The organism is Psychrobacter sp. FME6, from assembly GCF_014861365.1.
In the GTDB taxonomy this organism is placed as follows: domain Bacteria; phylum Pseudomonadota; class Gammaproteobacteria; order Pseudomonadales; family Moraxellaceae; genus Psychrobacter.
Map to the genome: position 1 here is coordinate 1 of NZ_RRYW01000013.1, position 25,700 is coordinate 25,700.

At 43.9% G+C, this 25,700-nt stretch carries 18 protein-coding genes; 12 read left to right on the forward strand and 6 right to left on the reverse strand.

Annotated features, from left to right (window positions below; all coding sequences use genetic code 11):
* Positions 1–100 precede the first annotated feature (100 nt).
* The 5 genes from EI162_RS03260 (at position 101) to EI162_RS03280 (ending at position 6,216) form a co-directional block, all read left to right on the forward strand.
* Complete coding sequence (locus tag EI162_RS03260; RefSeq protein WP_192522999.1) at positions 101–1,162, forward strand: NADP-dependent oxidoreductase; 1,062 nt, start codon at positions 101–103, stop codon at positions 1,160–1,162.
* 312 nt (positions 1,163–1,474) lie between these two features.
* Entirely contained in the window at positions 1,475–2,152 is a 678-nt protein-coding gene (locus EI162_RS03265; protein WP_192523000.1) for a type 1 glutamine amidotransferase domain-containing protein, read from the forward strand.
* A 65-nt stretch (positions 2,153–2,217) separates the two neighbouring features.
* Positions 2,218–2,847, forward strand: coding sequence for a glutathione S-transferase family protein (locus tag EI162_RS03270; protein ID WP_192523001.1), 630 nt, complete (start codon positions 2,218–2,220; stop codon positions 2,845–2,847).
* Positions 2,848–3,139: 292 nt separating this feature from the next.
* The gene (locus tag EI162_RS03275; protein WP_192523002.1) at positions 3,140–4,756 is read left to right on the forward strand and encodes an MFS transporter; all 1,617 of its coding nucleotides are present in this window, start codon (positions 3,140–3,142) and stop codon (positions 4,754–4,756) included.
* Between the two features lie 98 nt (positions 4,757–4,854).
* Positions 4,855–6,216, forward strand: coding sequence for an HlyD family secretion protein (locus EI162_RS03280; RefSeq protein WP_192523003.1), 1,362 nt, complete (start codon positions 4,855–4,857; stop codon positions 6,214–6,216).
* Positions 6,217–6,522: 306 nt separating this feature from the next.
* On the opposite strand, the gene pdxH is transcribed toward EI162_RS03280, so the two are convergent.
* The 5 genes from pdxH to cysS all read right to left on the reverse strand — a co-directional run bounded on the left by pdxH (position 6,523) and on the right by cysS (position 14,379).
* Complete coding sequence (gene pdxH / locus EI162_RS03285; protein WP_192523028.1) at positions 6,523–7,167, reverse strand: pyridoxamine 5'-phosphate oxidase; 645 nt, start codon at positions 7,165–7,167, stop codon at positions 6,523–6,525.
* A 42-nt stretch (positions 7,168–7,209) separates the two neighbouring features.
* Entirely contained in the window at positions 7,210–8,580 is a 1,371-nt protein-coding gene (gene glmM / locus EI162_RS03290; protein WP_192523004.1) for a phosphoglucosamine mutase, read from the reverse strand.
* 290 nt (positions 8,581–8,870) lie between these two features.
* Positions 8,871–10,343 (reverse strand): IMP dehydrogenase, encoded by a 1,473-nt coding sequence (guaB, locus tag EI162_RS03295; protein ID WP_192523005.1) that lies wholly within the window; start codon positions 10,341–10,343, stop codon positions 8,871–8,873.
* 333 nt (positions 10,344–10,676) lie between these two features.
* Positions 10,677–12,692: a mechanosensitive ion channel family protein gene (locus tag EI162_RS03300; protein ID WP_225736898.1), complete on the reverse strand. Its 2,016-nt coding sequence runs from the start codon at positions 12,690–12,692 to the stop codon at positions 10,677–10,679.
* A gap of 226 nt (positions 12,693–12,918) precedes the next feature.
* On the reverse strand, positions 12,919–14,379 hold the full coding sequence (gene cysS, locus EI162_RS03305; RefSeq protein ID WP_192523006.1) for a cysteine--tRNA ligase: 1,461 nt from the start codon (positions 14,377–14,379) through the stop codon (positions 12,919–12,921).
* 158 nt (positions 14,380–14,537) lie between these two features.
* On the opposite strand from cysS, the gene EI162_RS03310 reads away from it, so the two are divergent.
* The gene (locus tag EI162_RS03310) at positions 14,538–15,149 is read left to right on the forward strand and encodes a cob(I)yrinic acid a,c-diamide adenosyltransferase (RefSeq protein WP_192523007.1); all 612 of its coding nucleotides are present in this window, start codon (positions 14,538–14,540) and stop codon (positions 15,147–15,149) included.
* Between the two features lie 160 nt (positions 15,150–15,309).
* On the opposite strand, the gene EI162_RS03315 is transcribed toward EI162_RS03310, so the two are convergent.
* On the reverse strand, positions 15,310–16,251 hold the full coding sequence (locus EI162_RS03315) for a hypothetical protein (protein ID WP_192523008.1): 942 nt from the start codon (positions 16,249–16,251) through the stop codon (positions 15,310–15,312).
* 339 nt (positions 16,252–16,590) lie between these two features.
* Between EI162_RS03315 and EI162_RS03320 the strand changes: the two genes are divergently transcribed.
* The 6 genes from EI162_RS03320 to EI162_RS03345 all read left to right on the forward strand — a co-directional run bounded on the left by EI162_RS03320 (position 16,591) and on the right by EI162_RS03345 (position 25,576).
* Positions 16,591–17,319 carry a glycerophosphodiester phosphodiesterase gene (locus EI162_RS03320; RefSeq protein ID WP_192523009.1) on the forward strand — a complete coding sequence of 243 codons (729 nt, stop codon included), beginning with the start codon at positions 16,591–16,593 and terminating at the stop codon, positions 17,317–17,319.
* Between the two features lie 449 nt (positions 17,320–17,768).
* Positions 17,769–18,947 carry an acyl-CoA desaturase gene (locus EI162_RS03325; protein ID WP_192523030.1) on the forward strand — a complete coding sequence of 393 codons (1,179 nt, stop codon included), beginning with the start codon at positions 17,769–17,771 and terminating at the stop codon, positions 18,945–18,947.
* Between the two features lie 309 nt (positions 18,948–19,256).
* Positions 19,257–20,723 (forward strand): protein adenylyltransferase SelO, encoded by a 1,467-nt coding sequence (locus EI162_RS03330; RefSeq protein WP_192523010.1) that lies wholly within the window; start codon positions 19,257–19,259, stop codon positions 20,721–20,723.
* A 328-nt stretch (positions 20,724–21,051) separates the two neighbouring features.
* Entirely contained in the window at positions 21,052–23,373 is a 2,322-nt protein-coding gene (locus EI162_RS03335) for an NADP-dependent malic enzyme (RefSeq protein ID WP_192523011.1), read from the forward strand.
* Between the two features lie 159 nt (positions 23,374–23,532).
* The gene (locus tag EI162_RS03340) at positions 23,533–24,735 is read left to right on the forward strand and encodes a tRNA nucleotidyltransferase (protein ID WP_192523012.1); all 1,203 of its coding nucleotides are present in this window, start codon (positions 23,533–23,535) and stop codon (positions 24,733–24,735) included.
* A 34-nt stretch (positions 24,736–24,769) separates the two neighbouring features.
* Positions 24,770–25,576: a pteridine reductase gene (locus EI162_RS03345; RefSeq protein ID WP_192523013.1), complete on the forward strand. Its 807-nt coding sequence runs from the start codon at positions 24,770–24,772 to the stop codon at positions 25,574–25,576.
* Positions 25,577–25,700 lie beyond the last annotated feature (124 nt).

Below are 25,700 nucleotides of genomic sequence, written 5' to 3' on the forward strand. Positions count from 1 at the left end.
TTAGGGTTTAAAACGCCCAATCAGGTGTTCTATAATATAATTTAGCGTTGCACTTGGTGTGTTAATCTAAGAAACCAATAAATAAAAAAAGGAGCCTACTATGAGCTTTGATAATAATTTTAAAGAGCAGCAAAACCAACAAACCAACCGTCAAATCAAGCTTGCCAGCCGCCCCACAGGTGAGCCAAAAGCGGAAAACTTTGACATGGCAACGGGTGATATACCAACGCCAAATAACAATGAGATGCTGCTGCGTACCGTCTATTTGTCACTAGATCCGTACATGCGCGGACGTATGAGTGATGCCAAAAGCTATGCTGACCCATTAGAAGTGGGCGATGTCATCATGGGGGCGACCGTTGCCCAAGTGGTTGAATCTAATATCGATAAATTTGCGGTGGGCGACTTGGTGGTCTCAAACTCAGGCTGGCAGGACTATAGCGTCAGTGATGGCGAAGGCGTTCTCAAGTTAGACAAAGACATGCCAAACCCTTCTTATGGTTTGGGCGTGTTAGGTATGCCAGGCTTCACCGGTTACATGGGTTTGACTGATATTGGTCAACCAAAAAAAGGCGAAACCTTAGTCGTCGCAGCAGCAACTGGTCCAGTCGGTGCAACCGTCGGTCAAGTCGGTCATCAGTATGGCGTGCGTGCTGTCGGTATCGCTGGCGGTAAAGAGAAATGTGACTTCGCGGTTAATGAGCTGGGCTTTGATATTTGTATCGATCATAAAGCCGATGACTTTGCCGAGCAACTAAAAGCCGCTTGCCCAGATGGTATCGATATTTATTATGAAAACGTCGGCGGCAAAGTATTTGATGCCGTTATGCCATTATTAAATGCCCATGCGCGTATCCCAGTTTGTGGATTGGTCTCGCAATATAACGCCACCGAGCTACCTGATGGCAAGGATCGTTTGAGTATATTAATGGGTCTTATCTTAAGTCAGCGCCTCACGGTCAAAGGCTTTATCATCTTTGAAGAATATGGCGATCATTTTCCTGAATTCTTAAAAACCATGAGCAAATGGGTTGAGTCGGGCGATGTGAAAACCAAAGAGCACATCACAGATGGCTTAAATAGCGCGCCAAACGCCTTTGTTGGTATGCTGAACGGTGATAACTTTGGTAAAACAGTGATCAAGGTATCCGACGTTAAGTAGTTACGTTCAAATAACTACTTAACAACATAACTGGTTAAGACAACTACTGAAAAGTGTTATCAAAAAATGAATACTGGTAATAGTCATCGTCGCGGCAATACACTTTAAAACCGATACAAGTGCTATTGGAGTAAATTTTCGCAGCCTCTGTCACCCTTGCGAACAGCAAGCAAAAAAAATATATAACAGTAGCACTGTGGCTAACAACGTATCGATTTTATTTAGCACTACCTATAGCCTGATTTAGTCGCGCATGATTGTTAACCCTTTAATTTGACTTTAATTAAATACGAACAATAAATAAGGATAATTATGAATATTTTAATGGTACTTACTTCACATGATAAATTGGGCGATACGGGTAAAAAAACCGGTTTTTGGCTAGAAGAATTTGCCGCACCTTACTATGCATTTCTTGATGCAGGCGCCAATGTGACCCTCGCCTCGCCTGCTGGCGGTCAGCCACCACTTGATCCTAGTAGTGATACTGAAGACACACAGACCAAAGACACCACACGCTTTAAAGACGATAAAGATGCCCAAGAACACCTCGCTCATACCAAAAAACTCGCCGACATGAAAGCAGAAGACTTTGACTCCGTGTTTTATCCTGGCGGCCATGGTCCATTATGGGATTTGGCAGTGGATAAAAACTCTATCAATTTGATTGAGACTTTCGTTAAGCAAGACAAGCCAGTGGCTTTTGTTTGTCATTCGCCAGCGGCACTAAAAAATGTCAAAGTTGACGGTGAGTACTTAGTGAAAGGCAAAACAGTGACAGGCTTCACTAATACCGAAGAAGAAGGCGTTCAGCTGACTGATGTCGTACCTTTCTTATTAGAAGACGTATTAAAAGCCAATGGCGGCAACTATAAAAAAGGCGATGACTGGGAATCCTTTGTGGTGGAAGACGGTCTGCTGATTACCGGTCAAAACCCTGCTTCCTCAGAAGAAGCTGCTAAGCGCTTAATCACCAAGCTTAAAGGCTAATACTGCTTAAAGATGCCTATAATAAATTAGGCTTCTATCACAAACTATGCAACAAGGTCTCTATCATGATTCGCTTACATCACCTCAATCAATCACGCTCATTACGTATTTTATGGCTGCTAGAAGAGCTAGGCGTACCCTATGAGATTGTTAGCCATCAGCGCGATGCCAAAACGCATTTAGCACCAGACAGTTTAAAAGCCGTACATCCACTCGGTAAGTCTCCAGTTATCGAGATGGTTGGCCAGATTTATGCTGAGTCGGGCGCTATCACTGAGCTATTGATTGAGCGGTTTGCGCCAGAGCGTTTACGTCCTGCGACAAATAGCCTAGATTACGGTTACTACCTGCAATGGATTAACTTTGCTGAGAGCTCCTTGATGTTACCTTTATTGCTGGAGTTATTCACCAAAAAAGCAGGTATTGTCGATAATGAGTTTTTAGAGGGCTATATCAGTCAAGAAAAACACAAACTGCTGAGCTACTTAGATGACGAGGTTGCCAACAAATCGTTTATCGTTGGTTATAAGCTTAGCGGTGCTGATTTTATGCTGTCTTTTGATTTAATTATGTTGGCCAAGCGCGATGAGTTAGAAGATTATCCGCATATTAAGCAATACGCTTTGCAACTGACCAGCCTCGATAGTTATCAGCGCGCCATGCGCTTAGAGATGAACTACGATCAATCAATCTAAAATCATGGTTTGACTGGCTACTTAATGGTTTGATTTATAACAAACAGCTCTTATAGAGCTGTTTTTTGTATCTAACGAACAGTACTCAAGAAAAATCGGTAGCGGTAATGAAACATTATGATTCAGTGAACTTAAATAAATTAGGGGTACATAAGTAATGCTCAGTAGAAATTATGATAAAATGTCTTAAGCAATTTTTAGTCTGTTTTTGCCTTTATCAGCGTATTAAATAACGCTAATCCGGAAGCTGTCCTATGCCACTTTATTTTACTACGCAGATTATCGTCTATCCATGAGTACTGAATACCAGTTCAAACCCCATGAACAACCATTTATGCTGGGTTCCCCTGCCACCCCTGACCATCCCGTGCGCCGAAAGGTGTTCTACCTGCTGATTGGGATTTTTATCGGCTTGACGGCCAGTTTTCAAAATGGTCTATTGGTCGCCAATCTGACCCAAATTCAAGGTGAAATGGGGTTAACGCCTGTTGAAGGTGGCTGGATATCGGTCGCCTATAATATGACCAATGCTTGCGTCACTGTGCTGTTGTATAAAATTCGCCAACAGTTTGGTATGTCGCTATTTAGCAAGATTACCTTATTCTTTTTATTAGCAGCCACCAGCATGCAGTGGTTAGTCAGTAGCAATCTACTCAGTACGGCGACTGGCATCAGTATTGAGCCTTTTTATTTAGAGCTGATTGCCCGTGGTTTTAGTGGTGTGGTCGCTAGTGCAATGACGGTGTTGTCTATTTTTTATTGTCTACAAGGCATGCCGACAGCGAAGCGTATCAGCGGACTGATTTTAGGCTTTGGTTTGGTGCAGTTTGGTATTCCACTGTCACGTATTATCTCACCATATCTTGCTATTGATGGTCAGCTTGAGAATCTATTTTTATTTCAAGTTGGACTATCCCTAATTTGCTTTGGGCTTATTAATATCCTTGAGTTGCCACCAGGCAATACCCAAAAAGTCTTTGAAAAACTCGATATTATTAGCTTTGCTTTTTTTGCTAGCGGGCTCGCATCCCTATCTGTATTTTTAGTACAAGGTAGGATTCAATGGTGGACCACGCCTTGGCTTAGCTATCCACTGATTATTGCCGCCGTGACTATTACGATTGCTTTATGGATTGAAACCCATCGTCAAAACCCCATGCTACAAGTACGCTGGATGCGCAGTCGTACTATTATCGCCTTTATGATAACAGGCGCTGTCATGCGTATTTTATTATCTGAGCAAAGCGTTGGTGCGGCAGGGTTATTGGCCAATCTTGGCTATGGCAATGATCAAATGATTGTTTTTTATGCCGTGGTATTAATCGCCAGTGTGCTGGCATTAGTGATTAGTATCTTTAGTACTAATGCGATGGATCTACGTCGACCGGTAATTTTTGCGGTTGCGCTGATTGCCGTTGGCGCGTGGATAGATACTGGTGTATCGCTAAACTCTGCTCCATATATGTTTTATCTCAGTCAGTTTATGATTGCCTTTGCTGCTGTTTATTTTATGGGACCGATGGTATTTGAAGGCATGTTTCGTGCCATTGCCAATGGCCCTGCTTATATTATTAGCTTTTCGGTGATCTTTAGTATTTCACAAACCGTTGGCGGTTTGGCAGGCGCTGCAGGCATTCAAGCGTTTACCACCATTCGTACGCAGATGCATTATGCCGATATGGTCAGCTCAATGAGCGGCGATAATCGTGCTGCAATGACACAAGTACTGCAAGGTGTACAGCAGCAAGCGACGGTCGCAGCTTATGATGATTTGTTCTTTTTAATGGCAGTGAGCGCTACCATTACTGCCTTGTATTTATTAACTATCTACCTATATTATCGTTATCATAAGCGTAACCCGCTCGCTAAAGAGCTTGCCGCTTTGGCGAAGATGAGAGAACAAAAATAGCCAATGCTACAATTTTTATTACTCACCCTCTATTCCAATCCTATGCTTATTTTTTTAAAGTTATCTATTATGTTTATTAAATTCATTAGGAGTGCATCATGAGCGAAAACAAAACGAATGAGCTTGATGACCACAATCAAAGCACTGCTCAAAACGCTACTCAAGATGCTACCCAAGACCCTGCTCAGAACAATCAGATGCCGTCCAATGCGCCATCAGCAGCAACTCATCTAGAAAAGCCAAAAACCGATGAAACTGATGCGACGGTGGCTATACCGAAAGAAGAAGATTCAGCAGCGACGCCTGTTGCCGCTGAGACAACAGATAGTGATGCAGATGAACCCCCAATGCCCCCAAAAGAGCCCATTCCTAGCTCTGCGGGTTGGTCACCTAAAAAGAAATCTTACTTCAATCTAGGCCTATTAATTGCATTAGTTACTATTGGCGTGCTTTTGATTCTTTATGCATGGAAACTGCCCCCGTTTACGCCTACCGTGCAGCAAACCAATAATGCTTTTGTAAAAGGTCAAACAACCATTATCAGCCCACAAGTCTCAGGCTATGTCACGAAAGTAGCAGTCGAAGATTTTGCCAGCGTCAAAGCTGGTGATTTATTGGTCAAAATAGACGATCGAACCTTTCAGCAGCAGCTCGAGCAAGCGCAGGCCAATATCGAAGTTGCCGTGACCAACCGCTCTAGTAATGCTCAGGACACGGGAACCAATCAAGCACAAATCGAAGCACGCGAAGCTGATTTATATAGCACCAAAGTCAGCGTTGACAGTGCACGTGAAGATGTTAATCGTTATGAAGGTTTGGATTCTATTGGCGCTGTTTCAAAGGCAGAAGTTGCCCATATAAAAGCACAACTTGCTCAAGCACAAGCGAGTGTTCAACAAGCAGAAGCTAATTTACAAGTTGCCCGTGAGGCTAGCGAAAAGACCAGTGGCAGCCGCTCTTCCTTAGATGCCAATATTAAAAATGCGGAAGCGGGTGCCAAGCAAGCGCAGATTAATTTGGATAATACGGTCATCACTGCACCTGAATCGGGGCAGTTGAGTCAAGTTAGTGTCAAAGAAGGACAATATGTGAGTGCTGGTACTCAGCTAATGTATATCGTACCAAAAGGCATTTGGGTTATCGCCAACTTTAAAGAAACCCAAGTGGCCAACATGACTGTCGGCGAGCCTGCGACTGTACGTGTCGATGCGTTGGGCGGCGTTAAGTTCCGTGGTCATGTCAGTAACATCTCACCCGCAACTGGCAGTGAGTTCAGCGCAGGCGCGGCAAACCCTGCGACTGGTAACTATATTAAAATTGCTCAGCGCATTCCGGTACGAATAGATTTAGAACAAGGACAACCTGAGCTTGCGCAATTGCGCCCTGGTATGTCAGTGTCGGTCGATGTGGATACCGATGTTAAAAAAGAGCCTAAGAGAGTGAATACTCAGAGTAATTAATAAAACTGACCTACATACTTCTTATCAAGAAAGCCTTTAAAAGCAATTTTTAGGAACATCTTTTAGACAAAGCTTTTAGAAAGTCAGTACCATAAAAAGCCAGCTTATTCGCTCTTATAAAACGGCGAGTAAGCTGGCTTCTTTGTCTAATTTGACTATTGTCATACTTATACTATTCACAAAAACTAGATATAGTCAGTGAAACGTAAAATCGATACATCACGTACTGTAGACTAAACGAGTTTGACACAGCTAATCGTACTTTTTGGGTTTGGTATTATACCTACATATGAGTAGCAAACAGGTCTAAGGCAATAAGCGTTTGGTGCTCCAGCTATCATTATTTTCTTTACTATAGACAATACGGTCATGCATACGGTTGGCACGGCCTTGCCAAAACTCAATCTCACTGATAGTGATTTCATAACCACCCCAAAACGCTGGCGTCGGCACTTGGCTATCCTCTGGATATTCGTCTTGTAGCTGATCAAACTTGTTTTCCATGACCTCACGGTTAGCCACTTCACCACTTTGAGGTTGGCTGACCCATGCCCCTACTTGACTGTCATGCGGACGCTTTTGAAAGTACGTAGCTGATTTATCAGCAGCAATTTTAGCAATGCTACCGCTGATACGTACTTGGCGCTCAAGCTCATGCCAAAAGAATAACACCTCGGCATTCGGGTTTTCGGCGATATCCTGCCCTTTGGCGCTTTCATAATTGGTATAAAATACCACGCCATTTTCAGTAATCTCACGCATAAGGACGATACGTACACTGGGTTTGTTGTCCGCGCCACAAGTCGCTAGACTCATTGCATAAGGCTCTTGAACTTTTTGCGCTATTGCCTCATTCATCCAGCCATTTAAAAGCTCAAATGGTGACGCTGGTACAGACTGTTGATCAAGCTCACCTTTTTCGTACGACAAACGCTGATCGGTAAAATCCATGCTCATGGTCATTCCTTATTTTAATATTGCTATCTAATGATATTAACCTAATACGGCTTTGATATGATCAGCCAAATCGTTCGCCAATACATCACATTCTATTTCATCATCTGACTCAACCATCACTCGTATCATTGGCTCAGTACCTGATTGACGAATCAATAGACGACCACGACCTTCTAAAGTATCCTGTGCTTTCTCAAAAGCCGCGACCAATTCTTGATGCTCAAAAGGATCTTGCATTTGACTTAAACGCACATTGACCAGTTTTTGCGGTAGTTTTTCGAAACCCTCGACAAGATCGCTTAAAGCACGGCTTCGGGCTTGCATGACGGACAACACTTGTAAACCTGCAATGATCGCATCACCCGTTCGGCTTTTATCCAAGCATAAAATGTGACCTGACGGCTCACCGCCCAATATCCAACCATTGGCCTCAAGGTCTTGCATCACATAGCGATCGCCCACTTTTGCCCGAGTAAAATTAATATCAGCGGCTTTTAATGCCAACTCTAAGCCCATATTACTCATCAGCGTACCCACGACGCCCTTAGCCTTGATCTGACCTTGGGTAGCCAGTACGTACAAAATGCCATCGCCATCGACTAAGTTACCAGCTTCATCCACCATCACGATACGGTCACCATCACCGTCTAGCGCAATACCAACATCTGCATCGTGCTTCAGTACGGCTTTTTGTAGACCTTCAGGATGAGTAGAGCCGCAGTCAGCATTGATATTAATCCCATCAGGTGTATTGTTGATGGCAATCACGTTAGCGCCCAGCTCACGCATGACTCTTGGTGCCACGCTATAGCCTGCACCATTGGCACAATCCACAACGACTGTCAGATGACTCAGGTCATACTGATAAGGAAAACTGCCTTTACAGAATTCGATATAGCGACCTTTGGCATCATTGATTCGATTGTTTTTGCCCAACTCTGCTGGATCCAAAATGGGCATGATCACATTATTATCAGCCTCAGAGGCGCTCATGATGGCTTTTAATTTGTCATTAATAGAGCTTTGCAGCTCATCGGTCAGTTTCTTACCATCACCTGAAAACAGCTTGATACCGTTATCATAATAAGGGTTGTGCGATGCCGAGATAACCACGCCAGCATCTGCATTGAAACTGCGGGTCAAATGTGCAATAGCTGGTGTGGGCAATGGGCCGAGCATGTGAACATCGACACCAGCAGCATTGAACCCTGCTTGTAGCGCTCCTTCAATCACATAGCCTGACAGGCGTGTATCTTTACCGATGACCACACTTGGCTTGCGCGTAGGATTGTCATTGTTCTCTATCAGCACCTGTCCCGTCACATAACCCAACTTTAAAATAAAATCAGGGGTAATTGGTAACTCACCAAATTTTCCGCGAATGCCATCGGTGCCAAAGTAGCTCATTATGTATGCTCCCAAAATCTAAAAGTGAAAGGTCAGGCCTATATATCGTCAGTTCAAAATAAAAGCGATACGATTGTAGTAAAGTAAATAATAAAGTGCTATTGCTATAAAATGAACCCACCATATAGACGCTAATATAGTTGTTGTAATATGTTCCTGTATTTTACAAAAAAAACAGCCAACAATAACAAGGCATTGTTGGCTGTTTGTATCTTAAGGTCACTGTAGCCCTGAAAGTCAGCTATTTTGAGGTGATACAGGGCTATGAATCATCATCCAAGAGTTATCGTTTAATTAACGCGATAGTTTGGTGCTTCTTTAGTGATTTGCACGTCGTGAACATGTGACTCTTTCATACCTGCTGACGTTACTTTGATAAACTGTGGATTGGTACGCATATCCTCGATGGTCGCAGAGCCAGTGTAACCCATCGATGAGCGCAAGCCGCCAACCAATTGATTGACAATACCAGCGACTGGGCCTTTATAAGGGACGCGGCCTTCGATACCTTCTGGGACCAGTTTTTCTATTCCATCTTTAGCATCTTGGAAATAGCGATCCGATGAGCCATTCGAGCCTGACATCGCCCCAAGACTACCCATACCACGATAGGCTTTATAATAACGACCTTGGAATAACTCCACCTCGCCTGGCGCTTCTTCGGTACCAGCCATCAACGAGCCTACCATGATGCAAGAAGCACCAGCGGCAATGGCTTTGGCCATATCACCTGAGTAACGAATACCACCATCAGCAATCAGTGGAATGCTATCTTGTAAGGCGCTGGCCACATTATCTATCGCTGAAATTTGCGGTACACCAATACCAGCGATGATACGCGTGGTACAGATAGAACCCGGACCAATACCCACTTTTACTGCATCAGCACCAGCGTCACGCAATGCTTTGGCCGCATCACCTGTTGCGATGTTACCACCGATCACTTGCACCTGTGGGTAGTGTTTTTTAATCCAAGACACTTTATCGATCACGCCTTTTGAGTGACCGTGTGCCGTATCGACCACGATAACATCGACGTCAGCGGCGATTAATGCCTCAACGCGTGCTTGAGTGTCTGCGCCTGTACCAACAGCAGCACCAACACGTAAACGACCCTGTTCATCTTTACAGGCGTTTGGATTGTTTTCCGCTTTTGCAAAATCATTCACTGTAATCAAACCGCGTAAACGGAACTGATCGTCAATCACGATGACTTTTTCGATGCGGTGCTCATGTAACAAGCGTTTGATATTTTCGTTGCTTTCACCTTCATGTACCGTTACCAACTGGTCTTTTGGTGTCATTATTTTGCTGACTGGCAATGATAGATTGGTCTCAAAGCGCCAATCTCTATGGGTCACAATACCCATCACATTATCAGTGCCTTTTTCGACCACAGGTACGCCTGAAATGTTATTGTCTTGGGTCAGCTTTAGCAACTCACCAATGGTCATTTCAGGATGTACCGTGATAGGATCAACCACCGTACCCGCTTCAAATTTTTTGACGCGGCGAACTTGTGTGGCTTGCTTGGCGATATCCATGCTCTTATGCAAGATACCCATACCGCCTAACTGCGCCATAGTGATAGCCATTTCAGACTCAGTCACCGTATCCATAGCAGCAGAGACAAGCGGTAGGTTCAACGTGATATTTTTGGTCAAACGTGTAGACAGGTCGGCAGTTTTTGGCAGGACTTCAGAATAGGCTGGCAACAATAAAACGTCATCAAAGGTTAAGGCTTCATCGACAATTCGCAACATACAGACCCCTAGTAGTGGTTATTTTGATGGGTGGACAATGCAGACATCAAGTCAATAAACTAACGTTTTATCAAAGCCAAAGGCGATGAAAAACGGTGAGGAACAAACACTACATACAAATATTCGCTCGGCACATTAGCAATTTATTAGCGGTAAGGAGACGGTTGGTTAAATAGATTTGCCAATATAGCGTATCTAAACACCCTAAAGTCTAATTACACGACGCTTAACAACTGAATTATCCCTTAAAAATAACGCCATATTATAACAAATAAAGCAAGGCTTCGCATAACATATTTGTCAGCTTATTTTGCCATGACGGTGCCATTGTTTTTAAACATCGCTACTCTTAAATATCAAACGCTCAGCCGGTAAGTAGTCTTTTTGTTCGGTATATAAATAACTCATCATCTGCTCACGTACTTCACACTCAAGCGTCCAAGCGTTTAATGGGCTATCAGATGCCTGGCTACAGCGTAGCTTGATGCTACTTTCTGATACTGACACTGTATACATTTCAGGCTCAACCTCACTGTCCCATAGTTCGTTCTCTTTCACCAGCTCGATATATTTTTGTCGAATAGCGTCAATATCAGCACCATAATCGACATATAAATAAATCACTGAAGTTTGATGCGATTCTGTATGCGACCAGTTCTCCACAATCTCAGTAATAAAGTGACGCATGGGCACGATCAAACGACGCTCATCCCATGTTTTTAATACCGCATAGGTATAGCCTAAATCCTCAATCGTACACCACTCACCTTCCATCATCACTGTGTCGCCAATCCGCACAGGCTGCGTAATGGCAACCTGTGTCCCAGCAATAATATTACCTAGAATAGGCTGTGCAGCAATACCAATGACCGCGCCGGCAATACCTGCTGACGTTAACAAGGTTTTACCCAAACCCTCTATATTAGTGAACTCACTAAGTCCTACCCAAATACCACCAAGAATCATGACAAAGATAAAAATACGGCGAAATATAGAAACATAGGTGCGGCGACTGCGACTTTTGTCAAAGTGTTCATCGCTTAAGTTTTCAATTTGCAAGTCTTTGTAGCGATTGGCAAAAAAATTAATGGCTCGAATACCCAGCCACATGGCACTAAATACCAATCCAACCCAAACGACTGGTCGTGTCGACGAGGCAACGGCATCTAAATAAGGAAGACCACCTGACACTAGGGTATAAACCGACGAGAAACTGATGGTAAAGGTCAAAGGCACCGTTAGCTTATTGACCAAATCTTCTACGCCATTGTGGTGAAGCGTACCGAGGCGATTTCCTTCTTTATCTACCACATACCAATTGAGGATTTTGCCAGCGGCTTTACTTAACAACCAACCCACTGCCATGGTAAAAGAGAAAAATAGCAGTAGCGCTAAAAATTCCCAAACGGTGATACTAAAAATCTTTAGCTGTGTCCACTCCGGTAAATAACGCTCAAACTTAGCGGGGCGATACTGCTCATAAAGCTTATCAATATTACTAACCGTTTGGGCTGAAAACACCCAAAAAGGCGCGCTATCATCAATGCGTACCCGCTCTAGATGTATCGGAACACGGCGGTCGCGATAGTCGATATAACCAAGCTGAATCGAGCGTCTAGGAATGCCTTGAATGCTATTAGTGCTACCAAGCGGTGGTTCAACCAAGCCATCAGGACGATCTGGCAGATTATCAAACACATACAGATTTTTTTCCATTAATAAAAAATCAAGTTGCTTGGCAAGCTCCAGCGCACGACCGCGCTGTAACTTACTATCAATCAAGTTCATATTCAGCGCATAGGCGGCTAAGTCATATTGCTGCTTCATGATTGCCGATTGGAAAAACTCCAAGGTTGCAAGCGGTGTCGAAAAATTGGGGGTTTCAGCTAACGGTGGTAAGCCACTATTTAACTTATTTAAAGCATAGTAGCTTTCGTTATAATCGCCAGTGAGGCCAGCATCCCCTTGCAGCACACCCGCTTGCTGCACCGTTTTTTTCTCTAGTGGACTAATCACTTCTTCGGCAATAGCAGAAACACTAAGACCTTCGGCTTTTAGTTCATCAAATTTTTGCGCCGCATACTCCGTTAAATTGTCAGGTTTGTCTGCGGCTGATGCGTTAACTGGCTCATTTGCGCTTTGCTTACTTTCACTTTGCTCACTTTCACCTCCCTCATAGCTACTTGCTGCATAAGTAGGCGCATCAATAACACTAACGATAATAATAAAACTCAACAATACCTGAGCAAGAGGTCTGCGTAGACCACGGCGCTGCGTGTTGTTGTGGTCACCATCGACATGAATTGTCATATCATGACCGCCCACCGCGCTGTTTTTGAGAGTGTTCATATTTTGATAATCACTAGTCTATGAGAATGTTGATAAAAAATTGACTGAAAGCGGTTTTAAACTCAAGTATCCTGTCATTTTCTGTATCATTTAATTTAAAAAACAATAGGGTCTGTTGATGACACGCTTTAATAGTAGTCTACAAAAAAAGCCAGCCTAAAGCTGACTTACTTTATTACTATATGTATGTTCGGTAAAATATATATACGTTCAGCAAACCTTTACCTTATGCGCGGCGCCATGTCGTACCTGCGCGGCTGTCTTCGAGCTCTATACCCGCCTCTTTCAGTTGCACACGTATTTCATCTGCACGGGCAAAATCCTTGTTGGTTTTGGCATCAGCACGCTCAATGATTAAACTATCGATAGCGGCATCGCTTAAACCATCTTCTGCATTATCGCCAATCACTGCCTGCAAAAACTGCTGTACTGGCTGTTGTAATATATTCAGCACTTGCGCCAACGCTTTAAGCTGCTGCGCCCATTGCCAGGCACTATCTACGTCTTCGGCTTTAATCGCTTTATTGATATCACGTGCCAGCCCAAATAGCACACTAATCGCTGTGGAGCTATTGAAATCATCATTCATGGCTTTGATAAAGTTTTGCCCAGCTGTGCTGCTATAGGCGTCATTTATCAATGCATCATCGACTACTAAGCTCTGCCTTTTTTGTTGTTCAGCCAATTTTAATGCATTGTACAATCTGCTTAGGCTATTGTGTGCTTCATCCAATGCGCTATCAGAGAAATTTACTTGGCTGCGATAATGGCTTGATAGTAAGAAAAAGCGCACCGTTTCAGGTAGGTATTGCGCGGTCACATCACGAATGGTAAAGAAATTGCCCAGTGATTTGGACATTTTTTCGCCGTCAACGTTGATAAAACCCACGTGCATCCAATTGCGCGCATACTCACAGCCCGTCGCCGCTTCAGATTGGGCAATCTCGTTCTCGTGATGCGGAAACTGTAAATCATGACCACCGCCATGAATATCAAAGGTATTCCCCAAACACTTGGTCGACATCGCCGAACATTCAATATGCCAGCCCGGACGCCCTTGTCCCCATGGTGACGCCCACTGCGGTTCATTGGGTTTTGCTGCCTTCCATAAGACAAAATCAAACGGATTGCGCTTGTCGCGTTCGACATTGACACGCGAGCCTGCTTGCATATCATCTAGATTACGCTTAGATAATTTGCCATACTCTGCAAAGCTATCGACGGCATAATAAACATCACCATTATCGCCTGCATAAGCATAATCATTAGTGACCAGCGTCTCAATCATTTGCTGCATCTCATCGATATGGTCAGTCGCACGTGGCTCGGCATCGGGCATTAGGCAGCCAAGCGCCGTTGCATCTTCGTGCATCGCTTCGATAAATCGCTGCGTCAATGTGCCAATTTCCTCATCATTCTCACTAGCACGAGTAATAATTTTGTCATCGATATCTGTGATATTACGCACATAATTAACGTCATAACCCAATTGTGCTAGCCAGCGCACCGCCACATCAAAGCCAACCATCACCCGCGCATGACCAATATGACAATAATCATAAACCGTCATGCCGCACACATACATACCTACCTGCCCTGATTTTAGTGGTACGAACTGACGTTTACTGCCAGTTAGTGAGTCATAAATAGCAAGCTGAGACATCGCATCGGCAAGTGGTGTGGTCATAGTTAAAAGGCCTTTAAAGTAAAAGTATAAGAAAAAATAAGTTTAGGGCGCACCAATATAAAACTTAACCCATTATCTTAGCGAAAACAGCCATAAAATACTACAATGAGCGCGCAACTAACGCTACTCAATTATAAAAAACCATTAAGGATTTAGATATGGGCAATCGCTTAAGCAAGATATATACACGCACTGGTGATGACGGCAGTACTGGAATGGCAGACGGCAGCCGTGTCAGTAAAGCCGACAGTTTATTTAGCGTCATGGGTGACATAGACGAGCTCAACTCGCATATCGGTCTGGTACGTGCTCAATTACAGCAAAATAATGCACCTTCAAGTTCAGAGCTGTCTATAGATGAATCGTTTTCTCAAGCATTGGTCATCATTCAGCATTTGTTATTCAATATCGGCGGTGAGCTTGCCATGCCAGAATACGAAGCCGTCAACGCCACTCACATTGAATGGTTGGAGCAACAGATTGATGCGATGAATACGGCCTTGCCACCACTAAAGGACTTCATCCTACCCACAGGGTCGGTATTGGTCAGCCAACTGCACATTGCTCGTACAGTCTGTCGCCGTGCTGAGCGCCAAGCGGTGCTATTACAACAAGAACGTCCAGACGCGATTCGTAGTACTGCGGTGAGCTTTATCAATCGTTTGTCTGATTGGCTATTTGTCGCGGCGCGTTTTTGCACCGATCCCAACAAGGTCTCTGAGGTACTTTGGGACCCCCAAGTGTTACAAAAACTGGCTGAAGATAAATAACGCTCTATAACAATATCATTTGGTCAAGACGCTAAAAAAATAAAGAAAAGCCCGCAACCTTAACACTGCGGGCTTTTTGCTGACTTAGTAATACTATTCAGCAACTCTATTATTGTTCGACAACTACATTATTGCTCAACAACGGCGTAAGGCTTACTGATTAGTAAGTAGCACTTTCATCTTCAATAATGACCATATCGATGCTGTCATCTTCAGGTGTCGATTTTTTGGCAGATTTTTTCGCCTCATCAGCAGGTGCATCGGCTGAGCGACTGTCCGTATCGTTGTTTTGGTTACTGCTTGGGTTATTAACAGTCGGCGGCGTGGCAGGACGAATCGGCTCAACTGGCGTTACTTCTCTAGGCTGGCGAACTGGCGCTGACTGACTGTCATCGTTCTGTGCCGCTGCTCGGCGTTCAGCTTGCTCGGCGGCACGTTGGGCACGCTGTTTTTCTATCTCAGACTGAAGCACTGAGCTTGCGACTACTTCCGACACCACAGTCATTAGTGCGGGTTGTCCAGCGATACGCGTACGTACTTGACCGCCTTGCGTCCCAACGACATAAGTGAAGGCGTCGTCGACAAGCATATTATTATTAATACGAATATTGTCTTTGGCTAAACGAGACTGTAGGCTTGGCTGATTATTGGCCGCTTGGACTTGGCTCGCTTGATATAAGTCTTCGCTTGGCAAGGTCATGCTCACGCTTGCTTGACAAGTGGTCATGCCATTATCATTAGCGGCTTGTAAAACGGCGGCATTTTGTACATCGATCACGATACCATTGGCTTTTTCGGTAACCGCACCATTATCTAGATTAACTTCTGCTTCATTAGCATAGCTTGCCGCCAATGTTTGCGCTTGCTGATTGAGCGTGTTTTTTAAGGCAGATTTGAGTCGATCCTGAACCATTGGATCATCACAGCTAACCGCAGTAGCAGCAGCGTTTTCACTTGTGGCTGTTTCTTGTTCAGTGGTCTCTGCAGTTTCCGTGGTATTTTCTTCTTCTGAGCGGTCACAGCCAGCAAGTGCCAAACCGCATACCATCCCAATACCAGCAACCTTATACCACTTGCTCAAATTCTTATTTGCTACGCTCATATTTATTTTGCTCCAATTTACTGATTCGTGCCGCCACCGACGGACAGTATTTGATATTCAAACCCTCACACTCAAATAATAACCGTGATTGTGATAGGTTTAAAAACAACATTATTATACGGTGTTTGTATTCAATGGTCATCAGTGTAGCCTATTGATATACAAATAACGTCTCACATTATGCCCAAAATCTAGGTTTGGTTGCAAAAACGCAACAAATACATATTTAGACAATGACGTCGGTTTACCACTACTGCCCTGTATTTCATAAATATTCCATTAGACCCTGTTTATCAGAAACGATATGATGGCGCTAAAAATACTGGTTAGATAGTGGTTATGATAAACCTTAAAAATACGCTTTTATTAGGTCATCGCGGTGCTCGCGGTGAGGCATTAGAAAACACCTTATCGGGCTTCGAGCATACTCAAAGCTTGCAAACGGCTGGTTTAGCGGGTGTTGAATTTGATGTGCAGCTAAGCGCTGATGGACATTTGGTCATATTTCATGATGATAACCTAGAACGCATGTGCGCCCAGCAATCACACATTGAGCAGCTAAACCTCGCTGAGATTCAACGCCACGTACAATTTGGACATCAGATTGTCACTTTAGCCAGTATAGCGCCTGTGCTGCGTGGCTTTACTTATATTGAGCTTGAGCTTAAAACGCATAACCGTACTGATTATGGCAAATTAATCAAGGCTTTGCAGCGCGACCTAATTGACAGTCCACTTACCAGCTTACCTATTGTGTTGACTAGCTTTGATATCGAGCTCCATACCAGACTACAATGCAGTAAATTATTGGCGCATATTCCGCGTGGTTTACTTATTCGTACACCTGAAGCATTGGCAACAGCGCCTAATACTGCTCTGCAACTTGGCTGTGGGCAATTGGGTATTCACTACCCACTTCTGAACAAAAAAATCATTCAGCACTGCCATCGTTACAATTTGCCTGTCAGTGCGTGGACCGTCAATGATATCGACACCATTGAACAACTTATAGCTTGGCAAGTAGATGTCATTATCACAGATTACCCCACTCGTTTACTTATCTATTAAATCTGTTAGCTTCATTTTTATACCCCTTTGATTGCCTACATATTTGTCGTTCAACTTACACTTTTACTGCATGTCTGATAAGTCACGGGGAATTTTTGTCAACACCTCCTATAATCGATACAAGTTATTGTTATTTAGCAATATTTTTATAGTGTATAAGTGTTCACTTTATGGAGTTTTTAGGGTATTATAGGAAGTTAAATTAATACCGCTAGGGATATTATATGATTGCAAAAAAAGCACTTGGCTTACCGCTTAAAGGCTTACGTTTCGCTATCAAATCTGGTGACACGATTGCAAAATCTGCCAGCACTCAAATGACGCGTTTCAAAGCTCGTTTTGATGAGAACAAAGCGAATAACTCACTCAATGAGACGCCAGTTGCCAAACGCAACTATGCGGACACTTCTGAAAAAACCGATGTGTCTAGCAATGCAGACAGCATCGATATGCGTGAGTTTGAGTTTACTAAAGCGCCGATTAACTGGATCCCAGCGACTATTCTGGTAGCCACCCCTATCGCTGCTGCGATTATTACGCCATGGTATCTATTTACCCACCAAGTCAGCGCACCCGTTTGGGGCGTGTTTGGTGCTTTTATGGTATGGACAGGCATCAGTATCACTGCCGGTTATCACCGTTTATTGTCGCATCGTGCATATAAAGCACATCCGGTGGTTAAAAACTTTTTATTGCTTGGTTCTACCTTAGCGGTACAAGGTTCAGCATTTGACTGGGTTTCTGGTCATCGTAGCCATCATCGTCATGTTGATGATCGCTTAGACGATCCGTATTCAGCGAAGCGTGGCTTTTTCTTTAGTCACATGGGCTGGATGCTACGCAACTACCCTAGCGGTAAGTTCGATTACAAAAACATCCCGGACTTGACCAGAGATAAAACCTTGCAGATCCAGCATAAGTATTATGGTTTATGGGTACTGGCAATGAACGTCGGCTTCGTCGCTGCCGTTGGTTGGTTATTGGGCGATGTTTGGGGTACGTTGGTACTTGCTGGTTTACTACGCTTAGTACTGACCCATCACTTTACCTTCTTTATTAACTCGCTATGTCATATGTTTGGGTCACGTCCTTATACCGACACTAATAGTGCCCGTGATAACTTTATCCTAGCTATCTTTACTTGGGGTGAGGGTTATCATAACTACCATCATTTCTTCCAATACGATTATCGTAATGGCGTAAAATGGTGGCAATATGACCCAACCAAATGGTTGATTGCAGGTCTATCGAAGCTTGGTTTAACCAGTGAGCTACGTACTGTTGATGACACAACGATCAAACATGCCGAAGTGCAAATGCAGTTTAAAGCAGCACAACAGCAGATTGATACGGCATCAAGCAATGGTCTTGATCTTCCTCATGCTATGAAAAGCTTCCAAGAACGCATCAAGTTTGAATACGATGCCTTTACCCAAACGGTTGAAGAATGGCAAGCCCTTAAAGCAAAAACCATTGAGCTGAAAAAGACCGAGTTTGCTGATCGTCTACATGAAGTTGAAAATGAGTTAAAACACGACTATGCCAAGATTGAGCAAAAAATACTGACCCATAATAGCAACTTAAAAACAGCGTTTCGCTCTATCGGACAAAACACCAAAGCGGCTTAAGCTTTAATAGAAAACTAGTCATTTAGCTTCCTTACTTTACGTTTTTCCTTCCCTCTATCTGTAAAAGATAGGGGGATTTTTTATGACGTATTTATAAACGCTTGCCATAAAAGACAATGGTCTTTAGCAGAAATAGAATGACAAGTATCAATGACAGGAGATAGACATAGCGAAACGTTACCAACTTCAGGCTATGTTATAGTGAGCTTATTACTCTCATTACTCGGTTTTATACTAATTTTTCATACACCCGCTTTTATACCTAAGCTTCTAAACCTAAGCTTCTAAACCTAAATTGGAAAGTCTCATATGCGCTATCAAAATACCTACGTCAAGTTAGATACCCGTCTTTATCATGAGCAACCACCGACGCCTTTAGACAACCTACGTGTTGGTCATTTTAATAAGCAAGTTGCAGAGCAATTAGGCTGGACGGAAGATGAAGACTTAATGGCACACTGGGTTGAGATATTGGGCGGACAATACGTGCCTGCTCAGTTTCAGCCATTATCAATGGCTTACGCCGGTCATCAGTTTGGACAATGGGCTGGACAGTTGGGTGATGGGCGCGGCCTATTAATGGCGCAAGTGCTAGATAATAACGACCAATTACAAGACTTACACCTTAAAGGTATCGGCCTAACACCCTACTCACGGATGGGCGATGGACGTGCTGTTTTACGCAGTACCATTCGTGAGTACTTATGTGGTCATGCCCTAACCCAACTTAGCATTCCTTCGTCTAACGCTTTGGGGTTTGTGGTATCTGAAACTAAAGTTCGCCGTGAACGTATGGAGACTGGAGCAGCATTGATGCGTGTGGCTGACAGCCATATTCGCTTCGGTCATATCGAATGGATTGCTAGCTTTGCTCCCGATTTGCTCGCTGAGTTTACCGACTATATGATTGACACCTATTATCCTGAATGCCATGACAGCGAATCGCCAGTCTCAGCATTTCTACAAGCGGTGGTTGAGCGTACAGCGCGGATGATCGCTGACTGGCAATTGATTGGATTTGCCCACGGGGTGATGAATACCGATAATCTATCTATCACGGGTAGCACCTTAGACTTTGGCCCGTTTGGCTTTATGGAGCGCTTTAATCCCGCTTGGATTAACAATCACTCTGACCATACCGGACGCTATGCCTATCAAAACCAACCTGCCATCGGTCATTGGAATTTGAATGTTTGGCTGCCGCACTTTATGCGTTTAGAAGGCGTTACCCGTGAAACGCTGGCGGATTGTTTGGCACCTTATGAGCCAATCTTTATGCAGCATTATCAGCAAGGGCTATGCCGCAAACTTGGACTACCGCACGCAAAAGAAAGCCTAACCTTGGCTTTTGAATGGTTAAGCTTATTAGAGGACAACTTACTCGACTATACCAACAGCTTCCGTGCGCTACTCGGCTTGGTCGCGCCAACTGAATACCCTTACGAGCAGCAACTACTAAAAACTATGATGACTGAACTTAACCATCAGGCGCAACAAGTCTGGCAAGATTGGTCGACACGCTATTTGGCGCAAATACAGCAGCTGTCTATTGAGCAATCCATTAATGACATGCAAACGAACAACCCCGTTTATGTCCTACGCAATAGCATGGCACAACGGGTGATTACAGCGGCTGAACAAGGACAGTTTGAAGAATTAAATCGAGTTTTCAACCTACTTGCAACACCTTATAGAGTACAAGATATTGCCAGCGAACTCGATACAACGCCACCTGCACCTCATGCACCGCAAATGCCGATTAGCTGTTCTTCTTAATAAGCCTACTACTCTGTAATATTTTGAAACATTGTGAAATTAAGGTTGATATTCAATGCTGTTTTTTGGCATTATCAACTGGCTAAATAATGAATATCAATTCATTATATTGTCTGCCTGTTTCAAGGCGCTTAGCTAGGCAACCTTTTGCCAATAATGCTAGAATAACTGTTTTTAAGATATTACAGTTTTTACGCTGATACCTAGTCGTTAAACACGACCTTTTTAGTATAAAAGCACCCTCATTATAGTATATTTCTTGAGGGTTAGACGTCGGCTTTTATCACGATTCACTCTATTTCAATTTATCCCAACCATGGCCATTATTATGAAAGACGATATCACTTTGAATACGGATACCCCTAGTACAGAAAAAGAGCAGTTTGAGCAAGCTGCCCTGCACTACCATGAGTTCCCACGCCCTGGTAAAATCTCAGTCACCCCTATCAAGCAGATGGCTAACCAACGTGATTTAGCTTTAGCCTACTCTCCAGGTGTCGCGGTGCCTTGTCTTGAGATTGAAAAAGACCCAAAGCTGGCGGCTAAATATACGGCACGTAGCAACTTGGTTGGTGTTATCACTAACGGTACGGCGGTACTTGGTTTAGGGAATATTGGTCCACTAGCATCAAAGCCTGTCATGGAAGGTAAAGGCGTTCTATTCAAAAAGTTTGCGGGTATTGACGTATTCGATTTAGAAATAGCGCAAAATGATCCTGATAAATTTATCGAAGCGGTTGCCGCACTTGAGCCTACCTTTGGCGGTATCAACTTAGAAGACATCAAAGCGCCAGAATGTTTCAAAATCGAGCGCGAATTGCGTGAGCGTATGAACATTCCGGTTTTTCATGATGATCAACACGGGACCTCAATTATCGTTGCCGCGGCGATGCTCAACGCACTATTGATTACTGATAAAAAAATAGAGGATATTAAGATTGTCTGCTCAGGTGCTGGTGCTGCCGCTATCTCCTGCTTAAACATTATCTGTGCGCTAGGCGTTAATAAAGACAATGTTTTTGTTTCTGATTCGCGCGGTATTATCAGTACCAGCCGTGAAAACCTTGATGAAACCAAACAGCGTTATGCTCGTGATACCACGGCTACGACCATCGAAGAAGTGATGGATGATGTCGATATGTTCTTAGGCTTATCGATGCCTGGTATATTGACTGAAGATATGGTTCGCCGCATGGCAAAAGACCCTATTATCTTCGCACTGGCCAACCCAACGCCTGAAATCATGCCAGAATTGGCACATGCGGTACGCCCAGACGTCATTATGGCTACGGGTCGCTCAGACTATCCAAACCAAGTAAACAACGCGTTATGCTTCCCGTATATCTTCCGCGGTGCATTGGATGTAGGTGCAACGACCGTCAACGAAGAAATGAAAATCGCTTGTGTAAAAGCAATCGCTGCGATGGCACACGTTGAAGCAACGCCGACTAAAAACGTCAAAAGCGTTGAGAAAATGCAAAGCTTCGGTCGTGATTATCTAATTCCAGGACCTTTAGAGCCAAACTTAATCATCGAGATCGCCTCTGCCGTTGCTAAAGCAGCGATGGATTCAGGTGTTGCGACGTTGCCTATCGCCGATATGAAAGCCTATCGTCAGAGCCTATCTGAGTTTGTTTATAACTCAGCGTTTGTGATGAAGCCGATTTTTGCTCGTGCAAAAGCAGATCCAAAGCGTATCGTCTACTGTGAAGGCGAAGACAGCAATGTATTGCTCGCGATACAAGTGGTCGTCGATGAACAGCTGGCACAACCCGTCTTAATTGGTCGCCCTGCAGTCATCGCCAATAATATCGAAAAGCTCGCACTACGTCTAAAAGACGGTGAAAACATCACTATCGTCAATATTGATGATGACCCACGCTATAAAGACTACTGGAAAGGCTACTACGAGAAAAACAAACGTAACGGTGTTAGTATCGAACTTGCCCGTCGTGATGTACGCCGTAAGACCTCTTTGATCGGTGCTTTGTTGGTCGAAAATGGTGATGCTGATGGTATGATTTGTGGTACCTTTAGCCACTATCAATTGCATCTTAAATACGTGCAAAATGTTATCGGTAAAAAACAAGGGGTTAACGACTTTTATGCGATGAATGCGGTGTTGATGCAAGATCGCAATATCTTTATTGCCGACACTTATATCCATGAAGATCCTAGCGCTGAACAATTGGCTGAAATGACCATATTGGCAGTTGAGCAGTTGCGCCGCTTCAGCATCACGCCACGAGTAGCACTGGTATCACATTCAAACTTTGGTACTTCTGATCGCGCCAGCGCTGTAAAAATGCGCAAGGTTCATCAGTTGCTATTAGACATGGATGTGGACTTCGATTTTGACGGTGAAATGCATGGTGATGCCGCACTGGATGCGAATATCCGTTCAGAAGACTTACCGTCGAGCACGCTAGAAGGCAATGCCAATCTACTTATATTGCCAACGCTTGATTCTGCTAATATCGCCTTTAACTTACTAAAAACAGCCACAGGTAGCGCTTCTATCGGGCCTATCCTATTGGGTGCCAATAAGCCGGTGCATATCCTAACGCCATCAGCAACAGCGCGCCGTGTGGTTAATATGACGGCTCTTGCGGTCACTGAAGCTCAAGACTTAGAAAATGAGCATCAATAATCATTGATACGCTTGTAAGCACGCCATTAGGACGGTCTTCTATCATTTATTTATAGAAACCGTCTGCTATACTAAAACCAGTCAATGCTTGATAAGCATTGACTGGTTTTTTTGAACAGAACAATTTAGTCAATACTGAATAAATAAAAAGAGAGAATTATGCAAGTATATCTCGTCGGCGGCGCTGTTCGTGACCAGCTATTAGGACGCCCGATCAAAGACAAAGACTTTGTCATCGTTGGAGCGACGGTTACAGAAATGCTTGAGGCAGGGTTTCAACAAGTGGGTGCCGACTTTCCGGTATTCTTGCATCCTACCAGTCACGAGGAATACGCACTGGCGCGCACTGAGCGCAAACAAGGCGTTGGTTATCAAGGATTTAGTATCCATGCGAGCCCTGAGGTAACATTAAAAGAGGACTTGCGCCGCCGCGACTTGACTGTTAACGCCATGGCAATTGAAATCACTGGCTTAACCGATGACACTCCTGTCAACGGTGAGGTTATTGATTACTATGGTGGACTGACTGACATAGAAAACAAAACCCTACGTCATGTCTCAGCTGCGTTTAGCGAAGATCCATTACGTGTCCTCAGAACTGCTCGATTTTATAGTCGCTATTATGATTTGGGTTTTGTCATTGCTGATGAAACCTTATTATTAATGCGCCAATTGGTTGCCTCTGGGGAACTCGCGCACTTAAGCGCGGAACGCATTTGGCAAGAGTCAAGCCGTGCAACCTTACAACTATCCCCTCATATCTACTGGCAACAGCTGTTCGACATCGATGCTTTAGTAGAGTATTTTTTGCCATTACATCAGGCGTGGAGTGATGGAAATATACGAGAGACGGTGCAGACTGCGCTATACTTCGCAGGTCAGATGCAATTAAACCTGTCACAACGCTGGGCGCTATTAATGGCTAGCCTAAACTCATCATTGTTTGATAGCAAAACCGATATTTCAACGGATGTTCCAAAGAGCAATCAATCAACGATTACAAAGGGTATCAACGATATAGGCAATACGGCCAAAGTACCAAAAGCACAAAACCAGTTTGCGACTCTATTCGTACAACAAGCTAAAAAACTCAGCACCATAAATACGCTTAGTGCAGCTGAAAAAATCGACCTTATTCAAGCTTGTGGCGCTCATAAAGAGCCTAATAAGCTTTCACAACTGCTGGTGTGCAGCCACGTATTACAATTGGCAATGCAGCATCGCCAAATGATGCTCGCGCTGAGCAGCTTTCGTGCTATCGGGATGAATGACATTGCGACAGACCTCAAAGGCCCAGCGATTGGTGAAGCATTAAGGCAACGTAGGATTGAGCATCTGCAAGCAGCACGCCACCTATCTTAAAAACATCTTAGTAATAGAACATATAGCGCTTATTATGAATCAAAAATATAATGCCTCTGAGTCACTCAATACGAAGGCCCCAGTGATGCTCGTGACGGGTAGTGCCAAACGGATTGGTGCGGCCATTGTTAAATCTGCTCATAACCAAGGCTATCGCGTCATCATTCATTGTCATCGCAGTGAGCAAGAAGCGAATACACTAGCAAATGAGCTTAATAAAATTCGTGTTGGTAGCGCAGTTATCATCGTTTCGGACTTGGCAGTCGTCAATGACAGCGCAGCGTTAGAACAATTTGTCCAAACTATTATGCAAGCATTTAGGCAGTTAGATGTATTGGTGCATAACGCCTCACGTTTTTACCCTACTCCTCTCAATAACATTAATCACGCTCAATGGGATGAGCTGTTTTTAACCAATGCCAAAGCGCCTTTACTGTTAAGCCAAGCCCTACTCCCTTATCTTAAAAATCAGCGAGGTTGTATTATCAGCCTACTCGATATTCACGCGCACAATAAGCCGTTTAGCAATTACGCGGTTTATAGTATGGCAAAGGCGGCTCATCGGATGATGGTGCAATCCCTAGCATTGGAGATGGCACCAAATATACGCGTCAACGGTGTCGCTCCTGGGGTCAATATCTTACCAGAAACCAACAGCGACCAAGCGCTTGATGATGTGCAGCAACGGAGTATTATCGAATCTATCCCTATGCAAAGAATAGGAATGCCTGATGAAATTGCTCATAGCGTGCTTTATTTAGCAGAGGCCAGTTATGTTACCGGGGAGATCATTACTGTTGATGGTGGCCGTAGCCTTACCTTGGCTGGCGGTCATGTTTGACAGAAAATTGGCGCCTCATAAAAAATATCTTTGTTACTTCCTATCTTTTACTTGAAAAATCGAAAAAATCAGGTATCATTGTGCGTCTAACGTTAGGGCCCATAGCTCAGTTGGTTAGAGCAGA

Excerpts from the sequence above, each read along its gene's own strand:
- EI162_RS03260 (WP_192522999.1), top strand. The coding sequence starts at position 101 with ATGAGCTTTGATAATAATTTTAAAGAGCAGCAAAACCAACAAACCAAC.
- EI162_RS03265 (WP_192523000.1), top strand. The coding sequence starts at position 1,475 with ATGAATATTTTAATGGTACTTACTTCACATGATAAATTGGGCGATACG.
- EI162_RS03270 (WP_192523001.1), top strand. The coding sequence starts at position 2,218 with ATGATTCGCTTACATCACCTCAATCAATCACGCTCATTACGTATTTTA.
- EI162_RS03275 (WP_192523002.1), top strand. The coding sequence starts at position 3,140 with ATGAGTACTGAATACCAGTTCAAACCCCATGAACAACCATTTATGCTG.
- EI162_RS03280 (WP_192523003.1), top strand. The coding sequence starts at position 4,855 with ATGAGCGAAAACAAAACGAATGAGCTTGATGACCACAATCAAAGCACT.
- pdxH (WP_192523028.1), bottom strand. The coding sequence starts at position 7,167 with ATGGATTTTACCGATCAGCGTTTGTCGTACGAAAAAGGTGAGCTTGAT.
- glmM (WP_192523004.1), bottom strand. The coding sequence starts at position 8,580 with ATGAGCTACTTTGGCACCGATGGCATTCGCGGAAAATTTGGTGAGTTA.
- guaB (WP_192523005.1), bottom strand. The coding sequence starts at position 10,343 with ATGTTGCGAATTGTCGATGAAGCCTTAACCTTTGATGACGTTTTATTG.
- EI162_RS03300 (WP_225736898.1), bottom strand. The coding sequence starts at position 12,692 with ATGAACACTCTCAAAAACAGCGCGGTGGGCGGTCATGATATGACAATT.
- cysS (WP_192523006.1), bottom strand. The coding sequence starts at position 14,379 with ATGACCACACCACTTGCCGATGCGATGTCTCAGCTTGCTATTTATGAC.
- EI162_RS03310 (WP_192523007.1), top strand. The coding sequence starts at position 14,538 with ATGGGCAATCGCTTAAGCAAGATATATACACGCACTGGTGATGACGGC.
- EI162_RS03315 (WP_192523008.1), bottom strand. The coding sequence starts at position 16,251 with ATGAGCGTAGCAAATAAGAATTTGAGCAAGTGGTATAAGGTTGCTGGT.
- EI162_RS03320 (WP_192523009.1), top strand. The coding sequence starts at position 16,591 with ATGATAAACCTTAAAAATACGCTTTTATTAGGTCATCGCGGTGCTCGC.
- EI162_RS03325 (WP_192523030.1), top strand. The coding sequence starts at position 17,769 with ATGCGTGAGTTTGAGTTTACTAAAGCGCCGATTAACTGGATCCCAGCG.
- EI162_RS03330 (WP_192523010.1), top strand. The coding sequence starts at position 19,257 with ATGCGCTATCAAAATACCTACGTCAAGTTAGATACCCGTCTTTATCAT.
- EI162_RS03335 (WP_192523011.1), top strand. The coding sequence starts at position 21,052 with ATGAAAGACGATATCACTTTGAATACGGATACCCCTAGTACAGAAAAA.
- EI162_RS03340 (WP_192523012.1), top strand. The coding sequence starts at position 23,533 with ATGCAAGTATATCTCGTCGGCGGCGCTGTTCGTGACCAGCTATTAGGA.
- EI162_RS03345 (WP_192523013.1), top strand. The coding sequence starts at position 24,770 with ATGAATCAAAAATATAATGCCTCTGAGTCACTCAATACGAAGGCCCCA.